This window comes from Neorhizobium tunisiense (assembly GCF_039631515.1).
In the GTDB taxonomy this organism is placed as follows: domain Bacteria; phylum Pseudomonadota; class Alphaproteobacteria; order Rhizobiales; family Rhizobiaceae; genus Neorhizobium.
Genome location: NZ_JBDIUU010000002.1, coordinates 364,011 through 387,774, shown reverse-complemented (window position 1 = coordinate 387,774; position 23,764 = coordinate 364,011). Strand labels below are relative to the sequence as shown.

The 23,764-nt window shown below is 63.5% G+C and carries 16 protein-coding genes; 13 read left to right on the top strand and 3 right to left on the bottom strand.

Annotation, left to right across the window (positions count from 1 at the left end):
* Positions 1 to 36: 36 nt before the first annotated feature.
* Positions 37 to 747: an alpha/beta fold hydrolase gene (locus ABCW43_RS10895; RefSeq protein WP_345924079.1), complete on the top strand. Its 711-nt coding sequence runs from the start codon at positions 37 to 39 to the stop codon at positions 745 to 747.
* A gap of 65 nt (positions 748 to 812) precedes the next feature.
* Here the strand turns inward: ABCW43_RS10895 and ABCW43_RS10890 are convergent, their stop codons facing one another.
* From ABCW43_RS10890 to ABCW43_RS10880, 3 genes are all read right to left on the bottom strand, one after another.
* Positions 813 to 1,310: a histidine kinase gene (locus tag ABCW43_RS10890; RefSeq protein ID WP_345924077.1), complete on the bottom strand. Its 498-nt coding sequence runs from the start codon at positions 1,308 to 1,310 to the stop codon at positions 813 to 815.
* A 168-nt stretch (positions 1,311 to 1,478) separates the two neighbouring features.
* Positions 1,479 to 2,201: a DUF1003 domain-containing protein gene (locus ABCW43_RS10885; protein WP_345924075.1), complete on the bottom strand. Its 723-nt coding sequence runs from the start codon at positions 2,199 to 2,201 to the stop codon at positions 1,479 to 1,481.
* Position 2,202: 1 nt separating this feature from the next.
* Positions 2,203 to 3,981, bottom strand: coding sequence for an ABC transporter ATP-binding protein/permease (locus ABCW43_RS10880; RefSeq protein WP_345924073.1), 1,779 nt, complete (start codon positions 3,979 to 3,981; stop codon positions 2,203 to 2,205).
* A gap of 288 nt (positions 3,982 to 4,269) precedes the next feature.
* Between ABCW43_RS10880 and ABCW43_RS10875 the strand changes: the two genes are divergently transcribed.
* The 12 genes from ABCW43_RS10875 to glgA all read left to right on the top strand — a co-directional run bounded on the left by ABCW43_RS10875 (position 4,270) and on the right by glgA (position 23,764).
* On the top strand, positions 4,270 to 4,890 hold the full coding sequence (locus ABCW43_RS10875; RefSeq protein ID WP_345924071.1) for a TetR/AcrR family transcriptional regulator: 621 nt from the start codon (positions 4,270 to 4,272) through the stop codon (positions 4,888 to 4,890).
* A complete protein-coding gene (locus ABCW43_RS10870) occupies positions 4,887 to 5,852 on the top strand; it encodes an HlyD family secretion protein (protein ID WP_345924069.1) in 966 nt (321 codons plus the stop codon). The genes ABCW43_RS10875 and ABCW43_RS10870 overlap by 4 nt, the downstream gene beginning before the upstream one ends.
* Positions 5,849 to 6,802 (top strand): ABC transporter ATP-binding protein, encoded by a 954-nt coding sequence (locus ABCW43_RS10865; RefSeq protein ID WP_345924067.1) that lies wholly within the window; start codon positions 5,849 to 5,851, stop codon positions 6,800 to 6,802. The genes ABCW43_RS10870 and ABCW43_RS10865 overlap by 4 nt, the downstream gene beginning before the upstream one ends.
* Complete coding sequence (locus ABCW43_RS10860; RefSeq protein ID WP_345924065.1) at positions 6,799 to 7,953, top strand: ABC transporter permease; 1,155 nt, start codon at positions 6,799 to 6,801, stop codon at positions 7,951 to 7,953. The genes ABCW43_RS10865 and ABCW43_RS10860 overlap by 4 nt, the downstream gene beginning before the upstream one ends.
* Before the next feature lie 128 nt (positions 7,954 to 8,081).
* A complete protein-coding gene (locus ABCW43_RS10855) occupies positions 8,082 to 11,420 on the top strand; it encodes a transglutaminase family protein (RefSeq protein ID WP_345924063.1) in 3,339 nt (1,112 codons plus the stop codon).
* 8 nt (positions 11,421 to 11,428) lie between these two features.
* On the top strand, positions 11,429 to 13,840 hold the full coding sequence (locus tag ABCW43_RS10850; RefSeq protein ID WP_345924061.1) for a circularly permuted type 2 ATP-grasp protein: 2,412 nt from the start codon (positions 11,429 to 11,431) through the stop codon (positions 13,838 to 13,840).
* Positions 13,840 to 14,721 carry a transglutaminase family protein gene (locus ABCW43_RS10845; RefSeq protein WP_345924059.1) on the top strand — a complete coding sequence of 294 codons (882 nt, stop codon included), beginning with the start codon at positions 13,840 to 13,842 and terminating at the stop codon, positions 14,719 to 14,721. Before ABCW43_RS10850 ends, ABCW43_RS10845 begins: the two co-directional genes overlap by 1 nt.
* Before the next feature lie 125 nt (positions 14,722 to 14,846).
* Positions 14,847 to 16,145 carry a pilus assembly protein TadG-related protein gene (locus ABCW43_RS10840; RefSeq protein ID WP_345924057.1) on the top strand — a complete coding sequence of 433 codons (1,299 nt, stop codon included), beginning with the start codon at positions 14,847 to 14,849 and terminating at the stop codon, positions 16,143 to 16,145.
* A 199-nt stretch (positions 16,146 to 16,344) separates the two neighbouring features.
* Positions 16,345 to 18,807: a glycogen/starch/alpha-glucan phosphorylase gene (locus ABCW43_RS10835; RefSeq protein ID WP_345924055.1), complete on the top strand. Its 2,463-nt coding sequence runs from the start codon at positions 16,345 to 16,347 to the stop codon at positions 18,805 to 18,807.
* Positions 18,807 to 21,017, top strand: a complete 2,211-nt coding sequence (gene glgB / locus ABCW43_RS10830) for a 1,4-alpha-glucan branching protein GlgB (protein ID WP_345924053.1) — start codon at positions 18,807 to 18,809, stop codon at positions 21,015 to 21,017. The genes ABCW43_RS10835 and glgB overlap by 1 nt, the downstream gene beginning before the upstream one ends.
* Positions 21,018 to 21,037: 20 nt before the next feature.
* Positions 21,038 to 22,300 (top strand): glucose-1-phosphate adenylyltransferase, encoded by a 1,263-nt coding sequence (glgC, locus tag ABCW43_RS10825; RefSeq protein ID WP_345924051.1) that lies wholly within the window; start codon positions 21,038 to 21,040, stop codon positions 22,298 to 22,300.
* A gap of 6 nt (positions 22,301 to 22,306) precedes the next feature.
* Positions 22,307 to 23,764: a glycogen synthase GlgA gene (gene glgA / locus ABCW43_RS10820; RefSeq protein WP_345924049.1), complete on the top strand. Its 1,458-nt coding sequence runs from the start codon at positions 22,307 to 22,309 to the stop codon at positions 23,762 to 23,764.

Below are 23,764 nucleotides of genomic sequence, written 5' to 3'. Positions count from 1 at the left end.
GGAAACAACCGGCATCGTTCAGACGGGAGGGGATGAATGGCCAGCCGCAAAATCGTTCTAGTGCAGGGAGCCTGGGGATCGAGCGCCAGCTGGACGCCGGTCGCCGATAGTCTTCGGAGCATGGGCCATCAGGTCTTCGTGCCGAGCCTCACCGGGCTTGGCGAGCGCAGCCACCTCTTTTCGGGCGCCATCAATCTCGACACCCATATCGGTGATGTCTGCGGCCTTGTCGACGCGGAAGGCCTGGAGGAATTCGACCTCGTCGGCCATTCCTATGGCGGCATTGTGATCACAGGTGTCGCCGATCGTTTCGCAACCCGCATCCGCACGCTGACCTATCTCGACGCTTTCCTGCCGGAAAACGGCCAGTCGGCGCTCGATCTGCTCGGTCCGGAAGTGGCGATGGCCAACCTCGCCATGGCCGGCGAACTCGGCGGCGTCGCGGTGCCGCCCCCTGCCCGTCACGCGACCCGCGTGCCGGAACATCTGCGCCATTACATGACCAGCCGCTCGCCGCAGCCGTTTGCGACGATGATCCAGAAGATCAAGCTGTCGGGTGATTATCGGAAGATCACGAAAAGGCTTTACGTCTCGGCCAATATCGACCAGTCGAAAATCTTCTCCGGCATCTACGCCCGGGTCAGCGCCGATCCGTCCTGGGCATCCATGGAAGTGCCGAGCGGCCACATGCTGCAACTCGAAATGCCGGAACAGGTCGCCCGCATCGTCAGCGATTTCATCGGCTGACTTTTCGACCACTCGGTCCGACGGCATCGAAGCGGCGGCGGAAACAACCACCGCCGCTTTCGGTATCACTTTACGATCGGCTTGATCGACAACAGGATGTCGACCAGTTCCTTCTGGTGCTTTTCCTCGTCGCCCTTGGTTCCCCAATAGGTGACGACAAGGCCCTTGGTCGGCGACGTCTGGATCAGTGCAAGCCCGACGCTCACCGGGCCGTTCTCGTCCTTGCCGTCCCAGTCGAGCGTGGTCATCTGCATGCCGTTGAACTCCTCAACCGGAGTTTCCTTCAGCGTCTTGGGATCGACGGTGACGCCAACCTCCTTCAGGAAGTCGATGGCCTCCGAAACGGTCTTGTCCATCGACTTCAGCTCCGCGACATCGGCGGAAAGATAGACGGCATCGTCACTTGACGTGGCATCGACGCCGGTGTCGGTTTCCTTCGGGTTCCAGCTGTCGGGGATCTTGATGCTCGCGATCGGAGCGTCGCTCGGGAACTTGAGTGTTTTCGCCTGGGCCAGCATGGGAGCGGCCATAACGAGCATGGCAATGAGGAGAGCTTTTTTCATCTGTGAATCCTAAAAAGATGGGGACCGCAGATGCTTCAACCAGCGGCGAAAATCCGTTTAGCACGCAGCCCTTTAAGAATAGGTGCAGTAAACACTCAAAAAGCCGGGGAATTCCGCCAAAATTGCCGCCGGCGCTACAGCCGTCCTCGTCGGCCGTAGGGGGCGGACCTAGTTCGGACCCCGCCCGCCGCCACGCCGTTCCAGAAGCTCGATCTGGATCTGCTGCATTTCTGCCAGCCGCTCCCATTGATGCGCCATCTGGTGGTCGATCTTTTCGTGGAGCTGGCGGATTTCGAGCTCGGCGCGCAGGTTGATCATGTAGTCGTTCTCGGAGCGCAGCCGGTCCTTTTGCTCCTGCCGCCGCTGGCTCATCATGATGACCGGCGCCTGCAGCGCGGCAAGGCAGGAAAGCACCAGGTTGAGCAGGATGAACGGATAGGGGTCGAAAGGCTGGGCGAACAGGCCGACGACATTGATCCCCATCCACACGACCAGCACGCCAAGGAAACTCAGGATGAACGTCCATGAGCCGCCGAAGGTGGCGACCTTGTCGGCAATCCTCTCGCCGAAGGTGGGATTGCGCTCGAGCAGATCGGTGGCGCTCGTCTGGACCGTCGAGGCGCCCTTCTCGAAACTGTCGAGCACGCGCCTGTCGAGATCGGAAAGCTCGCCGCGCTCCTCGTCGAGCAGCTTTTCCACGTAACGGCGACGGTAGCGGCCGAGATCCTCGTCGCAGATATAGCTGTCGGCGGTGCAGTCCTCGACCTCCTCGGCGACCATTGCCAGGAAATGCGGCCGCAGGTACCCGGCCTTGTGCATTTTCGAAAGCGGGAAAGTGCGGCCGCAGACGATGCATTGCCCTGTCTTGGCCGGAGCCATATGCCTGCTCATTTCACGCATCTTCCTTTTTCTTCTTCGCATGCGCGTGAAGCGGCGAGAGGTGGAAGAGGCGCGGCGAGAATTTGGCCCGGAACTCTTCCGAACGGCCGATATAGATGAGCGTCACGCCTTCGAGACGGCCGAGCACGTTCAGCAGTCGCTCCTGGGTTTCCGGCTCCAGGCCTTCCAGCACGTCGTCCATGATCAGCCAGTCCGGCTTGCGCAGCATCGCGTTGGCGATCGCGAGCGCCGCCTCCTCGTCCTTGTCGAGCAGCCGGTCCCAGCGCTCGACCTCGTCCAGCCTGCCCACGAGACGACCGAGCCCGACCTTTTCGAGGGCTTGTGCCAGCGCGTTGTCATCGGCGCCGTTCAGCCCGGCGGGAGAGGTCATCACCTCGCGCAGCGTCGCCGTCGGCAGGTATCCGTCCTGCGGCATCAGGATCATACTGTCCACCGGCGGCAGACCGATCTCACCGCGCCCCCAGGGCCAGATGCCGGCCAGCGCCTGGAAGAACAGATGCCGGTCGGCGCCCGGATCGCCGTTGATCATCACCCGCTCGCCCGGCTCGATGCCGCAATCGCCCTCCACCACGCGCACCCCGTGCCCCGCCGCGCCCTGCTCGGGCGCACCGTAAACGGCGACGCCGCAAAGGCTGATGCCCTCGCCGGCCGGCGCTTCGCGATAGGCGATCACCTCGCCCTCCTTGGCCAGACTATCCATGGTCAGCAGTGCGTGGCGGAAGGACGAGACCCGGTTCAGCGTCGCCCGCCAGTCGGCGATGACGCTGAAATTGACGACATACCAGCGAAGCGCCTGGTTGACCTGGTTGAAGGCGCCGACCGCCATCATCAGCCCGCCGAAGGAGAGTTCGCCGGAAAAATACATCGGCGACGCGATGATGATCGGCGCCACCAGCGCCAGCCAGCCGAAGCCGGCGGAGACCCAGGTGAGGTTGGCGAGCGCCCAGGCGAGCTTTCGCAGCATGCCCAGCACCCCGTCGATCGCGAAATGCACACGGGTGAGCTCGTTCGCCTCGCCGCGCGCCAGCGCGATCGGCTTCAAGTTCTCGTTGGCGCGCACCAGGGCTGCGCGCAGGTCCGCTTCCCGGGCATAACGCTCGGCGTTCAGCCGCGGCAGCAGGTTGCCGACCACGTTACTGAGCACAGAGCCCAGCAGCGCATAGAGGATAGTCGTCCACACCATGTAGCCGGGGATCGAAATGGTGCGGCCGCCGAAATGGAAGACGAAATCCGACGAAATCGCCCAGAGCACGCCAATGAAGCTTGCGAGCAGGATCGTCGAGTTGACGAGCCCGATCGCCAGCGCCGTGGTGTTTTCCGCCAGGATGCGCGTGTCCTCGTGCAGCCGCTGGTCGGGGTTACTGGCGATCGCGCCGGCCCCGGCGAGCTTGAGGGCCCGGCCAGGCTTCAGCCAGACATCGGCGAGGTCGCGTGCCAACCCCTCGCGCATCCGCAGGGCGGTGATCTGGTTCAGCCACTGCTGGATGACGTTCAAGAGCGTCAGCGAAAAGGCGATAATGCCAAACACGACGAGTTGGTTCAGAAATTCCGGCATGTCGCGGCGTTCCAGCGCGTCGTAGAACGGCCCGTTCCACTCGTTCAGCCGGTATGTCGCATAGGTCGTTGCGAAGATGACGACGAGCAATGCCGCAGTCAGCACAACGACGCGATTGCGCACCGGCGCATCCCAGAATGCCTTGCCCATCATGCGGAGCTGACCACCCAGGGAAAGTTCGAAGGCCGGCACTACACCTTCGGAATTCTGCAACATCTACTGCGACTCCTACAATCACCCTCGTCACCCCCAACTTAGCATGCGTTTGCGGCTTATGCAGCTTCAAGGGTCCCGTTTGGTTTATATGGGGGTCGAACCAGCCGGATGCATCCAACGTCTTCGTGAGATTCATCCGGAACGTCCGCGCCGCCAAACACCACCGAAAAACCGCCCGGCAATGTTCGTCAGACGCCCACCTCCTCTGTTCACTTTTTCCAAAACCTCTTGAAAGTTTTGCAGCCAAATGTTAATGACCGACCAGTCAGTCATAATTGAGAATATACGATGGCCGAGAGAAAAAGGGAAAAACGCGATCCGCAGCAGCGCCGGGCCGAAATCCTGGCCGCAGCCTTCGCCTGCTTTTCCGAGCGCGGCTTCGCCGCCACCCGCATGGAGGATGTCGCGGCCCGTGCCGGCATCGCCAAGGGCACCGTCTACCTGCATTTCCCGGACAAGGAGGCGCTGTTCACCGAACTTGTCTCCGGCATCGCCTCGCCCATCCTCGGAGAGATCGAGGGGCTGGTCGCCAACGATGCGATCCCGCCGCGTTTCGCCGTTTCGATGTTCTACGCTCTTTTCAAGCGCGAGGTGCTGGAGACCGACCGCCGCCATCTTCTGCGGCTGATCCTCGCCGAGGGCCCGATGTTCCCCGCCGTTACCGAATTCTACCACCGTGAAATCATCTCCAAGGGTCTTGGCGTGCTGCGCATCCTGTTGAAACGGGCGGCCGACCGCGGCGACCTGCGCAATCCGGCGCTGGCCGAGATCCCGCAGATCGTCATCGCCCCGGCGCTGCTGTCGATCGTCTGGACGACACTGTTCGAGGCCTACGAACATCTCGACACGCAAAATCTGTTCGATGCTTTTCTCGAAACCCTGTTCGTGCCGGAAGGAGGTGCGAAGTGAAGCGCATCCTCATCATCGCGATTCTGGCGGCCGCCGCCCTTGCCGCCCTGCCCTTCCTCTTCGCCGACAAGCCGCCGCGTCCCTACCAGGGCTGGGTCGAAGCAGACATGCTGTTCATCGGTGCCGAAAGTGCCGGCCGGCTCACCCAGGTGGATATTACCGAAGGCGCAACGATCGCAGCCGGCGCGTCGCTCTTCAGGCTGGACTCTTTGAGCGAAGAGGCCGCCGTCGCCGCGGCCCGCGCGTCGCTTGCACGCTCCCGGGCCGAACTGGACCTGGCGCAGGCCGCCCAGAAGCGCCCCGAAGAGATAGACGTGCTGCGCGCCTCAGAACGGGAAGCCGCTGCCCGGCTGGAGCTTGCCGAACAGGATCTCGACCGCACCCGGGTTCTCGTCGAGCGCGGCACTGCGACCCGCGCCAATCTCGATACCGCCACCGCGACCGAGGCCGCCAACCGCGCCGCCCTCGAGAATATCCGCAGCCAGATCATCCTCGCCGCCCTTCCCGCTCGTGGTGAGACGTTGCGACAGACAGAGGAATCCGTCGCGGCCGCCAAGGCTGATCTCGCTTCGGCCGAGGCAGCGCTTGCCCGCCGCTCGGTTTCAGCGCCGGCCGCGGGCAGCATCGAAACGCTCTATTACAGAAGCGGCGAAATCGTCCCCGCGGGCCGCCCGATCGTGGCCCTCCTGCCGCCGGAAAACGTCCGAATCCGCTTCTTCGTCCCCGAAACCCAAATCGCCATGCTGTCGCTCGGCCAGCCGGTCCGCGTCGCCTGTGACGCCTGCCGGCCGGTCGATGCCAGGGTCAGCTTCATCGCCAGGAACGCGGAATACACGCCGCCGGAAATCTACAGCCTCGAAGAGCGCGCAAAACTCGTCTACCGCGTCGAGGCGATCCCGTCCGATCCGAAGGCGCTCCGCCCCGGCCAGCCGGTCGATGTCCTGCCAGGACCACGCCGATGACCGCCGCCGAAACCTACGAAGTCGATGCCCCCGAAACGGTGATCGATGTCCACCACCTCACCAAGAGTTTTGGCGGCCGCAAGGTGGTCGACGATGTCTCCATGTCGGTAAAGAAAGGCCGCATCCACGGCTTTCTCGGCCCCAACGGCTCCGGCAAGACCACCACCATCCGCATGCTCTGCGGCCTCCTGACGCCCGACAGCGGCGACGGCACCTGCCTCGGCTTCGACATTCTCACCGAAAGCGACCGCATCCGCCGCCGGGTCGGCTACATGACCCAGAAATTTTCGCTCTACCAGGACCTGTCGATCCGCGAAAACCTCGAATTCGTCGCCCGCGTCTACGGCCTGCCCGATCCGCGCGGCAAGGCGAGCGCGGCAATCGAACGCCTCGGCCTCAAGGGTCGCGAGAAGCAACTGGCCGGCGAGCTGTCCGGCGGCTGGAAGCAGCGCCTCGCGCTCGGCGCCTGCATCCTGCCCGAACCCGCACTTCTCCTCCTCGACGAACCGACCGCCGGCGTCGACCCGAAGGCCCGCCGCGACTTCTGGAACGAGATCCACGCGCTGGCGGCCGATGGCCTCTCGGTGCTCGTCTCCACCCATTACATGGACGAGGCCGAGCGCTGCCACGAGATCGCCTATATCGCCTATGGAAAGCTGCTCGCCGAAGGCACGGTGGACGAGGTGATCGCCGGCACCGGCCTCGTTACCTTCACCGCCTCCGGCCCGGACGTGCACCATCTCCAGGCCGAGCTCGAAAACCAGCCCGGCATCGACATGATCGCCCCCTTCGGCACCAGCCTGCACGTCGCCGGCCGCGATGCGGAGGCGCTGGAAAAGGCGATCGCGCCTTACCGCGAAAAACCCGGTCTCAAATGGGAAAAGGGCGAACCGACGCTCGAAGACGCCTTCATCGACCTGATGCGCCGTTCGGAGGACAATTTCCAATGACCACGGCTCCCGGCAGCACAAACGGCAATGGCGGCTCCTTCGGCCGCTTCTGGGCGATGACCGTCAAGGAATTCATCCAGATGACCCGCGACCGCATCACGCTCGCGACCATGGTCATGCTGCCGATCATGCAGCTTTTCCTGTTCGGCTTTGCGATCAATACGACGCCCCACAACCTGCCGACTGCCGTGCTGATGCGCGAAAACACCGATGTCGGCCGCTCCATCCTCGCGGCGCTGAAAAACACCGATTTTTTCGAGGTGAAGACCGTAGTCACCCGCGCCGAGGACATGGATGCCCTGTTGCAGTCCGGCGAAGCCCTGTTCGTCGTCGAAATCCCCGAAGGTTTCGAACGGTCGCTGCGCCGCGGCGATTCGCCCTCGCTTCTGGTCGCAGCCGACGCCACAGACCCGGTCGCCGCCAGTTCCGCGCTCGGCTCTCTCTCCGGCATCATCTCGACCGCGCTTGAAAACGACCGCCAGGTCGCCTTCGCCGAGCCGGTGAAACCCGCCTTCCAGATCATCCAGCACCGCCGCTACAATCCGGCCGGCTCTTCGACGTTGAACATCGTCCCCGGCCTGCTCGGCACGATCCTGACGATGACGCTTCTGATCTTCACCGCCCTTTCCGTCACCCGCGAGGCGGAGCGCGGTACGATGGAGAACCTGCTCTCGATGCCGATCAAGCCCTTGGAGATCATGCTCGGCAAGATCGCTCCTTACGTGCTGATCGGCCTCATCCAGGCGCTCGTCATCATCGGCGTCGGCATCCTCGTTTTTCGCGTACCGGTCCTCGGCGATCCCCTGTCGCTCGCGGCGGCGACCTCGCTCTTCGTCGTCACCAACCTGTCGATCGGCTACACGTTCTCGACGGTTGCGGCGAACCAGCTTCAGGCGATGCAGATGGCGATGATGTTCTTCCTGCCGAACATTCTTCTCTCCGGCTTCATGTTTCCCTTCGCCGGCATGCCCAACTGGGCCCAGTGGATCGGCGAGGCGCTGCCGCTCACCCACTATATCCGCATCGTCCGGGCGGTAATGCTGAAGGGTGCCAGCATCGAGACATTGGCCTATGACACGCTGGCGCTCGCCGGCCTGATGGCCGTCGCCATGCTGATCGCAGTCCGCCGTTTCCGCCGCACGCTGGATTGAGGAATAAGGCCGGTTATCTCGCGTGTGCGGTATAAGCTTGGATTCCGCCTTGCTTTATTCTCGTGCATTGCACAAAATCCTTGCAACGATCATCGATCGGCCCGGTAAAACGGCCGGCAAGGGGCAGTATGTCGATCAAGGCAAGTATCTACCACCTTACCCATTACATGTACGACAAGCCCGTCCGTCTCGGACCGCAGATCATCCGCCTCAAACCGGCCGCCCATTCGCGCACCAAGGTGATCAGCCATTCGCTGAAGGTGACGCCCTCCAACCATTTCGTGAACCTGCAGCAGGATCCCTACGGCAATTACCTCGCCCGCTTCGTGTTTCCGGACCCGGTCACCGAGTTCAAGATCGAGGTCGATCTCGTCGCCGACATGACGGTCTACAATCCCTTCGACTTCTTCGTCGAAGAAGATGCGATGAAATGGCCGTTCAGCTATCCGCCGGAGCTGGTCGAGGACCTGTCGATCTACATGGTGCCGGAGCCGCCGGAACCGGCGCTGGTCGATTACCTGAAAACCTTCGACATGTCCCCGGACCAGCCGACGGTCGACATGATCGTCGGCATCAACGCCCGCCTGCAGCAGGCGATCGGTTACGTCATCCGCATGGAGCCCGGCGTGCAGACACCGGAACAGACCCTCACCTCGGCCATGGGCTCCTGCCGCGACACCAGCTGGCTGCTCGTCCAGATCCTGCGCCATCTCGGCCTCGCCGCCCGCTTCGTCTCCGGCTACCTGATCCAACTGACACCGGACCTCAAGGCGCTCGACGGCCCCTCCGGCACCGAAGTCGATTTCACCGACCTGCATGCCTGGGCGGAAGTCTATCTCCCCGGCGCCGGCTGGGTCGGCCTCGACCCGACCTCCGGGCTTTTGACCGGCGAAAGCCATATTCCGCTCGCCGCGACCCCGCATTTCCGCAATGCCGCGCCGATCTCCGGCGGTTATTTCGGCGAAGCGGAAACTTCCTTCGCCTTCGACATGAAGGTCAGCCGCGTCGCTGAACATCCTCGCATCACCAAGCCTTTTTCGGACGAATCCTGGGACGCGCTCGACAAGCTCGGCGACCAGGTCGATCGCGTCCTCAAGGCGCAGGACGTGCGCCTGACCATGGGCGGCGAACCGACCTTCGTGTCGATCGACGATTTCGAATCCGGCGAATGGAACACCGATGCCGTCGGCCCCACCAAGCGCGAAAAGGCCGATATCCTGATCCGCAGGCTGCGCGAGCGTTTTGCGCCGGGCGGTTTCCTGCATTATGGCCAGGGCAAGTGGTATCCGGGCGAAAGCCTGCCGCGCTGGACCTTCTCCCTCTACTGGCGCAAGGACGAGCGGCCGATCTGGAGCAATCCGGACCTCGTCGCCGAGGAAGGCCAGAGCTACGGCGTCGGCGAGGACGATGCGGAGAAACTCCTGACGGCGCTCGCCGGCGAACTCGGCATCGCACCCGACATGGTCGTCCCCGCCTACGAGGACCCCGCCGAGTGGATCATCCGCGAAGGCAGCCTGCCGGAAAACGTCGATCCCTCCAATTCCAAGCTCAAGGATCCCGAGGAACGCAACCGCATCGCCCGCGTTTTCGAACGCGGCCTGACGCGCCCGAGCGGTTATATTCTCCCCGTCCAGGCCTGGAATGCCCAGGCCACGGGAAGCTCCGGCGCAAGGCGCTGGGTCAGCGAGAAATGGCGCACCCGCCGCGGCCGCATCTTCCTCGTCCCCGGCGACAGCCCGGTCGGTTACCGCCTGCCGCTCGGAACGCTGCCCTACGTTCCGCCGTCGCAGTTTCCCTATATCCACGAGGCCGACCCTTCGATACCGCGTAACCCGCTGCCGGAATCGATCATACCGGCCGGCCGCGCCATGCCGGAATCATCCTTCAAGGCGGGCGATGCGGCCAATCCCGGCCGCGTCGAACAGACCATCGGCGAGATCGGCGGCGCGGTGCGCACCGCGATCTCGGTGGAACCGCGCGACGGCCGCCTTTGCGTCTTCATGCCGCCGGTCGAAAAGATCGAGGACTATCTCGAACTGATCGCCGCTGCCGAAAACGCGGCCGCCGCCATCGGCCTTCCCGTCCATATCGAAGGTTATGCGCCACCCCACGACGAGCGCATCAACGTCATCCGCGTCGCGCCCGATCCCGGCGTCATCGAGGTCAACATCCATCCGGCCGCAAGCTGGAAGGAGACGGTCGCGACCACCACCGCCATCTACGAGGAGGCCCGCCAGAGCCGCCTCGGCGCCGACAAGTTCATGATCGACGGCCGCCACACCGGCACCGGCGGCGGCAACCATGTCGTGGTCGGCGGCGCCAATCCGAACGACAGCCCGTTCCTGCGCCGCCCCGACCTGTTGAAGAGCCTGGTCCTGCACTGGCAGCGCCATCCGTCGCTCTCCTACCTGTTCTCCGGCCTGTTCATCGGCCCGACCTCCCAGGCGCCGCGCATCGACGAGGCCCGCCACGATTCGATGTACGAGCTGGAGATCGCGCTTGCCCAGGTTCCGGCCCCCGGCCAGGGCGCGCCCCCGCTACCGTGGCTGGTCGATCGCCTGTTCCGCAACCTCCTGACCGACGTCACCGGCAACACCCACCGCTCGGAAATCTGCATCGATAAGCTGTTCTCGCCGGACGGCCCGACCGGGCGGCTCGGCCTCGTCGAGTTCCGTGGTTTCGAAATGCCGCCGAATGCGCGCATGTCGCTTGCCCAGCAATTGCTGGTCCGGGCGCTGATCGCAAGGTTCTGGAAAAACCCGCTGCAAGGCCGGTTCGTCCGCTGGGGTACGGCACTCGCCGACCGCTTCATGCTGCCGCATTTCGTCTGGGCCGACTTCATGGACGTGCTGCAGGACCTGCGCGAAAACGGCTTTGACCTTCGCCCCGAATGGTTCGAGGCGCAGCTCGAATTCCGCTTCCCCTTCTTCGGCGAGGTCGAATACGAAGGCTCTAGGCTCGAACTCCGCCAGGCACTCGAACCATGGCACGTGATGGGCGAGCAGGGTGCGATCGGCGGCACCGTGCGTTACGTCGATTCGTCGGTGGAGCGCCTCCAGGTCCGGCTCGAAAGCACCAACCCGGCCCGCTATACCGTCGCCTGCAACGGCCGCGCCGTGCCGCTCAAGGCCACCGGCACGTCCGGCGTCTCGGTTGCCGGCGTCCGCTTCAAGGCCTGGCAGCCGTCCGCCGGCCTGCACCCGGTCCTGCCGGTTAATACGCCGCTCACGTTCGACATATATGATACATGGTCCGGCCGTTCGATCGGCGGCTGCATCTATCACGTTGCCCATCCGGGCGGGCGTAGTTATGACACCTTCCCGGTCAACGGCAACGAGGCGGAAGCACGCCGCCTCGCCCGGTTCGAGCCGTGGGGGCATACGGCAGGTGGCTATACGCTTCTGGCCGAAACGCCCTCGCCCGAATTTCCGCTGACGCTCGATCTGCGCCGGCCGCAAGGAGTCTGAAGAAGTCGATGTCCAAGGCACCGGCAACCGAACGCAAGGCAAAAGAGGGGATCGCTGGCGATCCCCTCCTCGGTTATGCCGCACTCCCGGGCGTCGCCGACGAGATGCTCGACGCGAAGGGGCAGATCCGGCCGGTCTGGCGCAACCTGATCTCCCACCTCGGCCGCATGACCGAGCACGAGCGCCGCGAGCGTTTCGCCCGCGCCGACCGTTACCTGCGCGACGCGGGCGTCTTCTACCGCACCTACGGCGCCCAGGGCAGCGGCGAGCGCAACTGGCCGATCAGCCACGTGCCGGTCCTCATCGACGGCAAGGAATGGGAGACCGTCTGCAAGGGCCTGACCCAGCGCGCCGATCTCCTGGAAGCGCTGATCGCCGATATCTACGGCGACAACAAGCTGGTGCAGGAGGGTTTCCTGCCGCCGGCGCTGATTGCCGGAAACGCCGAATTCCTCCGCCCGCTGGTGGGCGTCAAGCCGGTCGGCGGCCATTACCTGCATTTCTGTTCGTTCGAGATCGGTCGCGGCCCAGACGGCAACTGGTGGGTGCTTGCCGACCGCACCCAGGCGCCGTCGGGCGCCGGTTTCGCGCTGGAAAACCGCGTCGCCACCACCCGCGCCTTTTCGGACATCTATGCCGAATCGCATGTCCACCGCCTCGCCTCCTTCTTCGGCGCCTTCCGCGATGCGCTGCAATCCCACAAGCAGAACCCGGAGGATCGCATCGCGGTCCTTTCGCCCGGCCCCGCCAACGAGACCTATTTCGAGCACGCCTACATCGCCCGCTACCTCGGCTTCATGCTCCTCGAAGGCGAGGACCTTACCGTCGTCAACGACCGCGTCATGGTCCGCACCGTGGCCGGCCTCAAGCCCGTCGGCGTGCTCTGGCGCCGCCTCGACGCGGCCTACGCCGATCCGCTCGAACTGAACCAGCACTCCCATATCGGCACCCCCGGCATGGTCCAGGCGCTGCGCGCCGGCGCGCTCACCTTCGTCAACGCGCTCGGCTCCGGCATTCTCGAGACCCGCGCGCTGCTGGCCTTCGCACCGACTGTCTGTCGGCGGCTGATCGGCGAGGACCTGATCATGCCCTCGATCGCCACCTGGTGGTGCGGGCAGAAAAAGGAACGCGAGCACGTTGCGAAGAATATCGAGCGCATGGTCATCGGGCCGGCCTATTCACGGCTGCCCTTCTTCGACGACAACGGCCAGTCGGTGCTCGGTTCGTCGCTGCGCAAGACGGCGAGGGACACCGTCGGCGACTGGCTTGCGACCGAAGGCGCCAAGCTGGTCGGCCAGGAGGTGGTGACGCTTTCGACCACGCCCGCCTACGTCAACGGCAAGCTCACTCCGCGGCCGATGTCGCTGCGCGTCTTTGCCGCCCGCACCGAACACGGCTGGCAGATCATGCCGGGCGGCTTTGCCCGCATCGGCGCCGGCGACGACGTGGCGGCGATCGCCATGCAGGCGGGCGGGGCCGCCGCCGACGTCTGGATCGTCAGCGACAAGCCGGTCACAAGGGCGACGCTCCTGCCGCCCGAGGAAAGTTTCACCCGCAACATGCCCGGCAGCCTGCCGAGCCGCGCCGCCGACAATCTCTACTGGCTCGGCCGGTATATCGAGCGGGCCGAAGGCGCCCTGCGCATTCTGCGCGCCTGGCATCTGCGCTATGCCGAGTCTGCCGATCCGAACGCACCGCTTCTTGCCGATGTCACCCGCTACCTGAAGGGCATCGATGTCGAAATGACCAAGGCGGTGCCGGCATCGCTTCTGCGCAACATCGACAGCGCCATCTATTCGGCGAGCAACATCCGCGACCGTTTCTCGCCGGACGGCTGGCTGGCGCTGACCGACCTTGCCAAGACCGCCCGCCGCTTCCACGATACCGTGCATGCGGGCGACGATGCCTCGCATGCGATGACCGTGCTGCTGCGCAAGCTCGCCGGCTTTGCCGGTCTGGTGCATGAAAACATGTACCGTTTCACCGGCTGGCGTTTCCTGTCGATCGGCCGCCACCTGGAGCGCGGCATGCACATGACCCGGCTGCTCGGCCACATGTCAGGCCCGGACGCGCCGGACGGCTCGCTCGACATGCTGCTCGAGATCGGCGACAGCGTCATGACCCACCGCCGCCGCTACAACGTCGCCACGGCAAGGCTGACGGTCGCCGACCTCCTGGCGCTCGACCCCCTGAACCCGCGCTCGATCCTGTTCCAGCTGAACGAAATCCGCACCGAGGTGGAGCAATTGCCGAACGCCTTCGTCAACGGCCAGATGTCGCCCTTCTACCGCGAGGCGATGCGGCTGCATTCCGGCCTTGCGGTCATGACGCCGGAGGCCATGAGCGACGATACCTACGAGAAGATCGAACTGGAGATGGAGAAGCTGTCCGATATCCTCGGCCAGACTTATTTCAGCTGATGCTTTACGACCTCTCCCTCCACATGGGTTATACCTACGACGTGCCGGCCTCGGGCGCCCGCCATGTGATCCGCCTCCTGCCGCTGTCCCTGCCCGACCGGCAGCGGCTGATCGCCGGCTCGATCACCGTCGGCCCGCATGCCGATGAGCGGACCACCTTCATCGATTTCTTCGGCCAGCAGGCGACCTCCGTGCTATTGCGCGCGCCGCACGAAACGCTCGACATCCGCATGCAGGCCCGCGTCATGGTGGAACCCACCTCGATGACGGCGGACCTGTCGCCGGAACTGGCGACGCTCGGCGACGAACTGGCGGATTTCTGGTCGGTCGATGCCGCCTCCCCGCATCACCTGACCGCGCCGAGCCCGCGCCTTGCCGAGGAGCCGCTGATCGCCGCCTATGCCCGCGAGATCGTCAAGCCGGGCCAGACCGTGCTGGAGATCGCGCTCGGCATCTGCGCCCGCATCCACAAGGACTTCACCTACGACGCCAAGGCGACCGAGGTCGATACGACGCCGAAGGAGGCCTTCCGGCTGAAGCGCGGCGTGTGCCAGGATTTCGCCCATATCATGATCGTGGCGCTGCGCAGCCTCGGCATTCCGGCCGGTTATGTCAGCGGCTTTCTGCGCACCATTCCGCCGCCGGGCAAGGAACGCCTCGAAGGCGCCGACGCAATGCATGCCTGGGTGCGGGTCTGGTGCGGCGAGACCATGGGTTATGTCGAACTCGATCCGACCAACAACATTCCAGCCGGCAGCGACCATATCGTCGTCGGTTATGGCCGCGACTATTCCGACGTCGCCCCGGTGATCGGCGTGCTCAAAGGTTACGGAAACCAGAACGCCGTGCAGGCGGTGGACGTCATTCCGCTGAAATCGTGACATCCCGCTCCGTTTTGGCGCTGATTCCTGGCATTCGGTAAAATTGCAGCGAATGGTTTAGGCCTTCCTATACCCGCCAGGAATACACCAGAGATGTTCAAATGAATTGAACTCTGGGGGCTATGATGAAGCACACACTTTTTGCGCGGCTGGCACAGGACCGCGCCGGCAATTTCGGTATCATGACAGCTGCCATGCTTCCCGTCCTGCTGGCAGTCGGCGGCGTCGCGGTCGATCTGACACAGGCGATGGATCAAAAAAATCAGCTCCAGGCGCTGGCAGACAGCGCCACTCTCGCCGCGGCTGCCGCGATGGCCGACAAGGGCACCATGACCACGGCGGAAGCCCAGAAGCTCGGTACCGATATGTATATCGCCCAGAAGATGGAGGAGCTCAAGAATTCCGGCCTTTCCGCTGAGCAGCTGGCTGCGGAAGAGGCCAAGCTCAGGGCGAACACCCAGACGTTGGTAACCTCCTCGGGCAGCTCCACCACGGCTGCCAGCTACGAGGTCCGCATGAAGTCGAGCTACGATGTGCCGCTCAGTGGCCTGACCTCGCTTCTCGGCTTCCGGACCATGCGCGTCAGCGTCGAAAGCGTCGCCGCGAGCGGCCGCGAAGGCAACGCCCTCTCCATGTATCTGGCGCTCGACGAATCCGGCTCGATGGCCTGGGACACGACGACGATCAATTCCGCCCAGCCGACCATACAGCAATCCTATAAGTGCGGCAGGAATAACAATCAGACCTGCTACAAGGATGTCCCCAACTATCTGACAAAAATGGAGTCTCTCAAGGCTGCTGCAGGGGTGATGTTTGAGGAGCTGGAAACAGCCGATCCGACCAGGAAATTGATCCGGATCGGTGCCGATTCCTACACCCATGAGACCAAGGCGGAAGAAAGAATGGCCTGGGGCATGGATAATGTCATCGACTACGTCAACGACCTGCCGGATGTTCCTCAGGGCGGCACCGATGCCAGCGGCGCCATGGCCAATGCCTATGCTGCATTGAAAAAGGCGAACGTCACCGAGAAGGCCGCTCATGACGCCGTTGGCAACACGAATTTCGAGCGTTTCATCGTGCTCATGACCGACGGCGAGATGACCGGCTACAGCGGGACCTGGAACTCGACGATCGACACCAAAGTCCGCGACCTCTGCCTGAACGCGAAAAGCGACGGTCTGACGGATGCCGCAAAGCTGAAGCTGAAGGAAGGGAAGCAGCTCACGGAAGAGGAGATGGGAAAGGGCATCAGGATCTACACGATCGCCTTCATGGCGCCGGACAAGGGCAAGAGTCTGCTGAACTACTGCGCCAGCGGCCCCGGATATTATTACGAGCCGACTGACATGACGACCCTTGTGAAAACCTTCGGCGAGATCGCTCGCAAGGCTGCTCAGACCGGAACCCGCCTGACCAACTGAACCGGCCTTCCAGAAAGGCTGCAAAGACGCCTCGCCCTCACCGGCGGGGCGTTTTTCGTTGGTCACGTCGGAGCGATACACGCAAAGATAAATCGGTCATTGCACAGTGTCATAACGGTGCATAAACTGGTTCTATACATCATGCCAGATGGACTGAATCGGACGCCCTTCCTCCCGCTCCCCAGAAAGTTGGCGACATATGAACAACACGTCTTCTCCGGTCGAAATTCCTCAGCCGGCCCCCCGCAGCTCCCGTCCCGAGATCATGGCGGAAGAGATCATCGAGCGCCTGACCTACCGTATCGGCAAGGACGCGAAAGTCGCCAAGCCGCACGACTGGCTGACCGCCACGATCCTGGTTGTGCGCGACCGCATCATCGACACCTGGATGGAGTCGACCCGCAAGGTCTATCGGACCGGCGGCAAGCGCGTTTATTATCTGTCGCTCGAATTCCTGATCGGCCGTCTGATGCGCGACGCCGTCAGCAACATGGGGCTGATGCAGGAAATCCGCGACGCGCTGTCCTCGCTCGGTGTCGATATCGACGTGATCGCCGTGCTGGAGCCGGACGCCGCACTCGGCAATGGCGGTCTCGGCCGCCTCGCCGCCTGTTTCATGGAGAGCATGGCGACCGTCGATATTCCCGCCTATGGCTACGGCATTCGCTACGTCCACGGCCTGTTCCGCCAGCAGATGGCCGACGGCTGGCAGGTCGAGCTTCCGGAAAGCTGGCTCGCCCACGGCAACCCCTGGGAATTCGAACGCCGCGAGAGCTCCTACGAGATCGGCTACGGCGGCGCGGTCGAAACGGTCGGCGGTTACGACGAGACGCCGCGCTACGTCTGGAAGCCGGCCGAACGCGTCATCGCCATGGCCTATGACACGCCGGCCGTCGGCTGGCGCGGCAAACGTGTCAACACGCTGCGTCTCTGGTCGGCCCAGCCAATCGACCCGATTCTATTGGACGCCTTCAACGCCGGCGACCATATCGGCGCGCTGCGCGAAAGCAACAAGGCTGAAAGCCTGACCCGCGTCCTCTACCCGGCCGACGCCAACCCGGCCGGCCAGGAGCTGCGCCTGCGCCAGGAATTCTTCTTCTCGTCGGCCTCGCTTCAGGACATCCTGCGCCGTCACCTGCAGCAATATCCGGACTTCACCAACCTGCACGAGAAGGTCGCAATCCAGCTCAACGACACCCACCCGGCCGTATCGATCGCCGAGCTGATGCGCCTCTTGACCGATATCCACGGCATGGATTTCGAGCAGGCCTGGTCGATCACCCGCCAGACCTTCTCCTACACCAACCACACGCTGCTGCCGGAAGCGCTGGAAACCTGGCCGGTACCGCTGTTCGAGCGTCTTCTGCCTCGTCACATGCAGATCGTCTACGCGATCAACGCCCTGATCCTGATCGAGGCACGCAAGCAGAAGAGCTTCTCCGACACCCAGATCCGCGCGATCTCGCTGATCGACGAAAGCGGCGACCGTCGCGTCCGCATGGGCAACCTTGCCTTTGTCGGCTCGCATTCGGTGAATGGCGTCTCGGCCCTGCACACGGACCTGATGAAGGTCACGGTCTTCGCCGACCTGCACACGATGTATCCGGCCCGCATCAACAACAAGACCAACGGCATCACCCCGCGCCGCTGGCTGATGCAATGCAACCAGGGCCTGACCTCGCTGATCCGGGAGGCGATCGGCGACGAGTTCCTCGACAATACGGACGCCTTGCAGGGGCTCAACGCCCATGCCGACGACAAGGCCTTCCAGGAGAAGTTCGCCGCTGTGAAGCGGGCCAACAAGGTGCAGCTCGCCAACCTCGTCGGCAGCCGGATGGGCATCCGCATCGATCCGTCGGCGATGTTCGACATCCAGATCAAGCGCATCCACGAATACAAGCGCCAGCTTCTCAACATCATCGAGGCCGTCGCCCTCTACGACCAGATCCGCTCGCATCCCGAAATGGACTGGGTGCCGCGCGTAAAACTGTTCGCCGGCAAGGCGGCGCCGAGCTATCACAACGCCAAGCTGATCATCAAGCTTGCCAACGATGTCGCGCGCGTCATCAACAACGACCCGGCCGTCCGCGGCCTGCTCAAGGTCGTCTTCGTGCCGAACTACAACGTCTCGCTCGCCGAGATCATCGTTCCGGCCGCCGATCTTTCCGAACAGATCTCGACCGCCGGCATGGAAGCATCCGGCACCGGCAACATGAAGTTCGCGCTGAACGGCGCGCTGACCATCGGCACGCTCGACGGTGCGAATGTCGAGATGCGCGACCATGTCGGCGAGGAGAATATCGTCATCTTCGGCATGACCGCCGACGAGGTCGCCAAGGTCCGCGAAGGTGGCCATCAGCCGCGCGCCATCATCGAGAAGTCGCGCGAACTCGCCCAGGCGCTCAATGCGATTGCGACCGGCGTCTTTTCGCCCGACGACCGCTCGCGTTTCACCGCCCTGATCGACGGCATCTACAATCATGACTGGTTCATGGTCGCCGCCGATTTCGACGCCTACGCGGAAGCCCAGCGTAACGTTGACCAAATCTGGTCCGACCCTAAATCCTGGTATTCGAAGACAATTCGCAATACCGCCCGGATGGGATGGTTCTCCTCGGACAGAACTATTCGTCAGTATGCGTCTGAAATCTGGAGAGCCTGATGAAAAAATCGCCGCGCGTCGATGACGGGAGAGCCCCAGGCGAGATTCCGTTATCCGAGATCGAGGCGATTTTGGAAGGCAGGCATACCAATCCCTTCGCCGTCCTTGGGCTTCACAAGCTCGGGGATGGCTTCAGGGTCCGTTGCTTCGTTCCGGGTGCCGAGGCCGTCACCGCACTGTCGCTCGGCGGCGCCGAACTGGGTGAACTGACGCGCCGCCACGAGGCCGGATATTTCGAAGGCCTCGTCAACGCCACCCACCTCCAGCCGATCCGTTACCGTGCCCGCCGCGGTGATGACGAGTGGGCGGTCACCGACCCCTATACGTTCGGCCCGGTGCTCGGGCCCATGGACGACTATTTCGTCCGCGAAGGCTCGCATCTGCGCCTGTTCGACAAGATGGGCGCCCATGCCCTGAAACACGAGGGCGTCGAGGGGTTCCATTTCGCCGTCTGGGCGCCGAACGCCAAGCGCGTTTCCGTCGTCGGCGACTTCAACGGCTGGGACGGCCGCCGGCACGTCATGCGGCTGCGAGTCGATACCGGCATCTGGGAAATCTTCGCCCCCGATGTCAGGGCCGGCTCCGCCTACAAGTTCGAGATCGTCGGCAAGAACGGCAAGCTCCTGCCGCTGAAAGCTGACCCCTATGCCCGCCGTGCCGAACTGCGCCCCAACACCGCCTCTGTCACCGCACCGGAACTCTCCCAGACTTGGGACGACGACGCCCACCGGGAATTCTGGGAAAAGGCCGATCATCGCCGCCAGCCGATCTCGATCTACGAGGTGCATGCCGGCTCCTGGCGCAAAAAGCCGGACGGCTCCTTCCTCTCCTGGGACGAGCTCGCCGCGGAACTGATCCCCTATTGCACCGACATGGGCTTCACCCATATCGAGTTCCTGCCAATCACCGAACATCCCTTCGATCCGTCCTGGGGTTACCAGACGACCGGGCTTTTCGCCCCGACGGCAAGGTTCGGCGAGCCGGAGGGTTTCGCCCGCTTCGTCAACGGCTGCCACAAGGTCGGTATCGGCGTCATCCTCGACTGGGTGCCGGCGCACTTCCCGACCGACGCCCACGGCCTGCGTTTCTTCGACGGCACGGCACTTTACGAGCATGCCGATCCGCGCCAGGGCTTCCATCCGGACTGGAATACGGCGATCTATAATTTCGGCCGGCTCGAAGTACTTTCCTACCTCGTCAACAACGCGCTCTACTGGTCGGAGAAATTCCATCTCGACGGGCTGCGGGTCGATGCCGTCGCCTCCATGCTCTATCTCGACTATTCGCGCAAGGAAGGCGAATGGGTGCCGAACGAATATGGCGGGCGTGAAAATCTCGAAACCGTGCGCTTCCTGCAGAAGATGAACTCGCTTTCCTATAGCGCCCATCCGGGCGTGATGACCATCGCCGAGGAAAGCACCTCCTGGCCAAAGGTCTCGCATCCCGTCCACGAAGGGGGCCTCGGTTTCGGCTTCAAATGGAACATGGGCTGGATGCACGACACGCTGAGCTACCTGCAGCGTGAACCGATCCACCGCAAGCACCACCACAACGAACTCACCTTCGGTCTCATCTACGCCTATTCCGAAAACTTCGTCCTGCCGCTGTCCCATGACGAAGTCGTGCATGGCAAGGGCTCGCTGATCGCCAAGATGGCCGGCGACGACTGGCAGAAATTCGCAAACCTGCGGGCCTATTACGGTTTCATGTGGGGTTATCCCGGCAAGAAGCTGCTGTTCATGGGCCAGGAATTCGCCCAGTGGAGCGAATGGAGCGAGGCCCGTTCGCTCGACTGGAACCTGCTCCAGTATCATCCGCACGAGGGCATGCGCCGCCTGGTGCGCGACCTCAACTTCACCTACCGCTCGAAGCCCGCCCTGCACGCCCGCGACTGCGAGGGCGAAGGTTTCCGCTGGCTGATCGCCGACGACGCGGAAAATTCGGTCTACGCCTGGCTGCGCATGTCGCCGGGAGAAAAGCCGGTGGCGGTGATCAGCAATTTTACACCCGTCTACCGTGAAAACTTCCGCATCCCCTTGCCAAACGAAGGCAGATGGCGGGAAATCTTGAATACCGACGCCGAGATCTACGGCGGCAGCGGCAAAGGCAATGGCGGTCGCGTTCAGGCTGTGAACGCGGGAGGAACCGTTCAGGCCGAAGTCACGCTGCCGCCGCTGGCGACGATCATGCTCGAACTGGAACAAGCATAAGGGACCTTGGGAGGGAAACGATGAACGAAAAGAGAATTCAGCCCCTGTCGCGTGATGCAATGGCCTATGTGCTTGCCGGCGGCCGCGGCAGTCGCCTGAAGGAACTCACCGACCGCCGCGCCAAGCCGGCCGTCTATTTCGGCGGCAAGGCGCGCATCATCGATTTCGCGCTCTCGAATGCGCTGAATTCCGGCATCCGCCGCATCGGTGTAGCGACACAGTACAAGGCGCATTCGCTGATCCGCCACATGCAGCGCGGCTGGAATTTCTTCCGCCCGGAGCGCAACGAGAGCTTCGACATCCTGCCCGCCTCCCAGCGCGTTTCCGAGACGCAATGGTATGAAGGCACCGCCGACGCCGTCTTCCAGAACATCGACATCATCGAGGCCTATGCGCCCGAATACATGGTCATCCTCGCCGGCGACCACGTCTACAAGATGGACTACGAATACATGCTGCAGCAGCATGTGGACTCGGGCGCGCAGGTCACCGTCGGCTGCCTGGAAGTGCCGCGCATGGAGGCGACCGGTTTCGGCGTCATGCATGTCAACGAGAAGGACGAGATCATCGCCTTCGTCGAAAAGCCCGCCGATCCGCCCGGCATTCCCGGCAATCCGGATTTCGCGCTCGCCTCGATGGGCATCTACGTCTTCCACACCAAGTTCCTGATGGACGTCCTGAAGCGCGATGCGGAAACCCCCGGCTCCAGCCGCGACTTCGGCAAGGACATCATCCCCTATATCGTCGAGCACGGCAAAGCCGTCGCCCACCGTTTCGCCGATAGCTGCGTCCGCTCCGATTTCGAGCGCGAGCCCTACTGGCGCGACGCCGGCACGGTCGATGCCTACTGGCAGGCCAATATCGACTTGACCGAGATTGTCCCCGGCCTCGATATCTACGACAAGTCCTGGCCGATCTGGACCTATGCGGAAATCACCCCACCGGCGAAATTCGTCCACGACGACGAAGACCGCCGCGGTTCGGCGACGTCGTCGGTCGTGTCGGGCGACTGCATCATCTCCGGTTCCTCGCTCAACCGCAGCCTTCTCTTCACCGGCGTTCGCGCCAATTCCTATTCCCGCCTCGACGGCGCGGTCGTGCTGCCGAACGTGCGGATCGGACGACGCGCGCAGCTTCGCAATGTCGTCATCGATCACGGTGTAACCATTCCCGAAGGCCTGGTGGTCGGCGAGGATCCCGAAATCGATGCGAAACGTTTCCGCCGCACCGAAAACGGCATCTGCCTGATCACCCAGACGATGATCGACAAACTGGACCTGTAACGCGTTATGGAAGTGCTTTCGGTTGCGTCCGAAGTCTATCCGCTGGTCAAGACCGGCGGACTTGCCGATGTGGCCGGGGCACTGCCACTGGCGCTGAAGGGCCATGGTGTTTCGGTCAAGACGCTGATGCCCGGTTATCCGGCTGTGATGCGGGCCGTCAAGGACGCGAGGCTCGTCATCAGCTTCGAGAACCTGCTCGGCGCCAGGGCCGACGTGCTCGAGGTCGAGTATCAGGGCCTCGACCTCCTGATCCTCGATTCCCCGACCTTTTTCGATCGGCCCGGTGGCCCTTACGTCGATGCCGCCTCCAGGGACCACTTCGACAACTGGCGGCGGTTCGCGGCCCTTTCCAAGGCCGGCGCAATGATCGCCCAAGGTGCGATGGCGGATGGCGCCAAGGGCTGGCGGCCGGATATCGTACATGTCCACGACTGGCAGGCGGCGATGGTGCCGGCCTACATGCGCTATTCCAACGAACGCGAAGTGCCGACCCTCATCACCATCCACAACATCGCCTTCCAGGGCCAGTACGGCGCCGACATCTTCCCCTACCTCGAACTGCCGGCCCATGCTTTCGGCATCGAGGGCGTCGAATATTTCGGCGGCGTCGGCTACCTGAAGGCAGGCCTGCAGACCAGTTGGGCGATCTCCACCGTCAGCCCCTCCTATGCCGAGGAAATCCTCACCCCCGAATTCGGCATGGGTCTCGAAGGCCTGCTGACGATCCGCCAGGGCGATCTCCACGGCATCGTCAACGGCATCGACGCCGACATCTGGGACCCGGCGACCGACCCCGCGGTGAAATCCCACTACAACGCCGCGACGCTGAAGACCCGCGCCGAGAACAAGCAGGCGGTTGCCGAACGCTTCGGCCTCGACCAGGAGGCCGGGCCGCTGTTCTGTGTCATCTCGCGCCTCACCTGGCAGAAGGGCATGGACCTGCTCGCCGAAACGCTCGACGATCTCGTCGCCATGGGCGGCCGGCTGGCCGTGCTCGGCTCCGGCGACCGGGCGCTCGAAAACGCCTTCCATGCCGCCGCCAGGCACCATCCCGGCAAGGTCGCCGTCCTCTCCATCTATGACGAGCCGCTCTCCCACCTGATGCAGGCGGGCTGCGATGCGATCGTCATCCCCTCGCGCTTCGAGCCCTGCGGCCTCACCCAACTCTACGGGCTCAGATACGGCTGCATTCCGGTCGTCGCCCGCACCGGCGGCTTGAACGACACGGTAATCGACGCGAGCCACGCGGCGATTGCCACCAAAGCCGCCACGGGCGTCTCCTTCGGCCCGGTCACCACCGACAACCTGCGCCGCGCGCTTCGCCGCGCCGTCCGGCTCTATCACCAGCCGAAAGTCTGGACGCAGATCCAGAAGCAGGGCATGAAATCCGATGTTTCCTGGGAAAAGAGCGCAGGGCTTTATGCCGAGCTCTACAAATCCCTCATTGCCAAAAAAGGATCATGA

Excerpts from the sequence above, each read along its gene's own strand:
- ABCW43_RS10895 (WP_345924079.1), top strand. The coding sequence starts at position 37 with ATGGCCAGCCGCAAAATCGTTCTAGTGCAGGGAGCCTGGGGATCGAGC.
- ABCW43_RS10890 (WP_345924077.1), bottom strand. The coding sequence starts at position 1,310 with ATGAAAAAAGCTCTCCTCATTGCCATGCTCGTTATGGCCGCTCCCATG.
- ABCW43_RS10885 (WP_345924075.1), bottom strand. The coding sequence starts at position 2,201 with ATGAGCAGGCATATGGCTCCGGCCAAGACAGGGCAATGCATCGTCTGC.
- ABCW43_RS10880 (WP_345924073.1), bottom strand. The coding sequence starts at position 3,981 with ATGTTGCAGAATTCCGAAGGTGTAGTGCCGGCCTTCGAACTTTCCCTG.
- ABCW43_RS10875 (WP_345924071.1), top strand. The coding sequence starts at position 4,270 with ATGGCCGAGAGAAAAAGGGAAAAACGCGATCCGCAGCAGCGCCGGGCC.
- ABCW43_RS10865 (WP_345924067.1), top strand. The coding sequence starts at position 5,849 with ATGACCGCCGCCGAAACCTACGAAGTCGATGCCCCCGAAACGGTGATC.
- ABCW43_RS10860 (WP_345924065.1), top strand. The coding sequence starts at position 6,799 with ATGACCACGGCTCCCGGCAGCACAAACGGCAATGGCGGCTCCTTCGGC.
- ABCW43_RS10855 (WP_345924063.1), top strand. The coding sequence starts at position 8,082 with ATGTCGATCAAGGCAAGTATCTACCACCTTACCCATTACATGTACGAC.
- ABCW43_RS10850 (WP_345924061.1), top strand. The coding sequence starts at position 11,429 with ATGTCCAAGGCACCGGCAACCGAACGCAAGGCAAAAGAGGGGATCGCT.
- ABCW43_RS10845 (WP_345924059.1), top strand. The coding sequence starts at position 13,840 with ATGCTTTACGACCTCTCCCTCCACATGGGTTATACCTACGACGTGCCG.
- ABCW43_RS10840 (WP_345924057.1), top strand. The coding sequence starts at position 14,847 with ATGAAGCACACACTTTTTGCGCGGCTGGCACAGGACCGCGCCGGCAAT.
- ABCW43_RS10835 (WP_345924055.1), top strand. The coding sequence starts at position 16,345 with ATGAACAACACGTCTTCTCCGGTCGAAATTCCTCAGCCGGCCCCCCGC.
- glgB (WP_345924053.1), top strand. The coding sequence starts at position 18,807 with ATGAAAAAATCGCCGCGCGTCGATGACGGGAGAGCCCCAGGCGAGATT.
- glgC (WP_345924051.1), top strand. The coding sequence starts at position 21,038 with ATGAACGAAAAGAGAATTCAGCCCCTGTCGCGTGATGCAATGGCCTAT.
- glgA (WP_345924049.1), top strand. The coding sequence starts at position 22,307 with ATGGAAGTGCTTTCGGTTGCGTCCGAAGTCTATCCGCTGGTCAAGACC.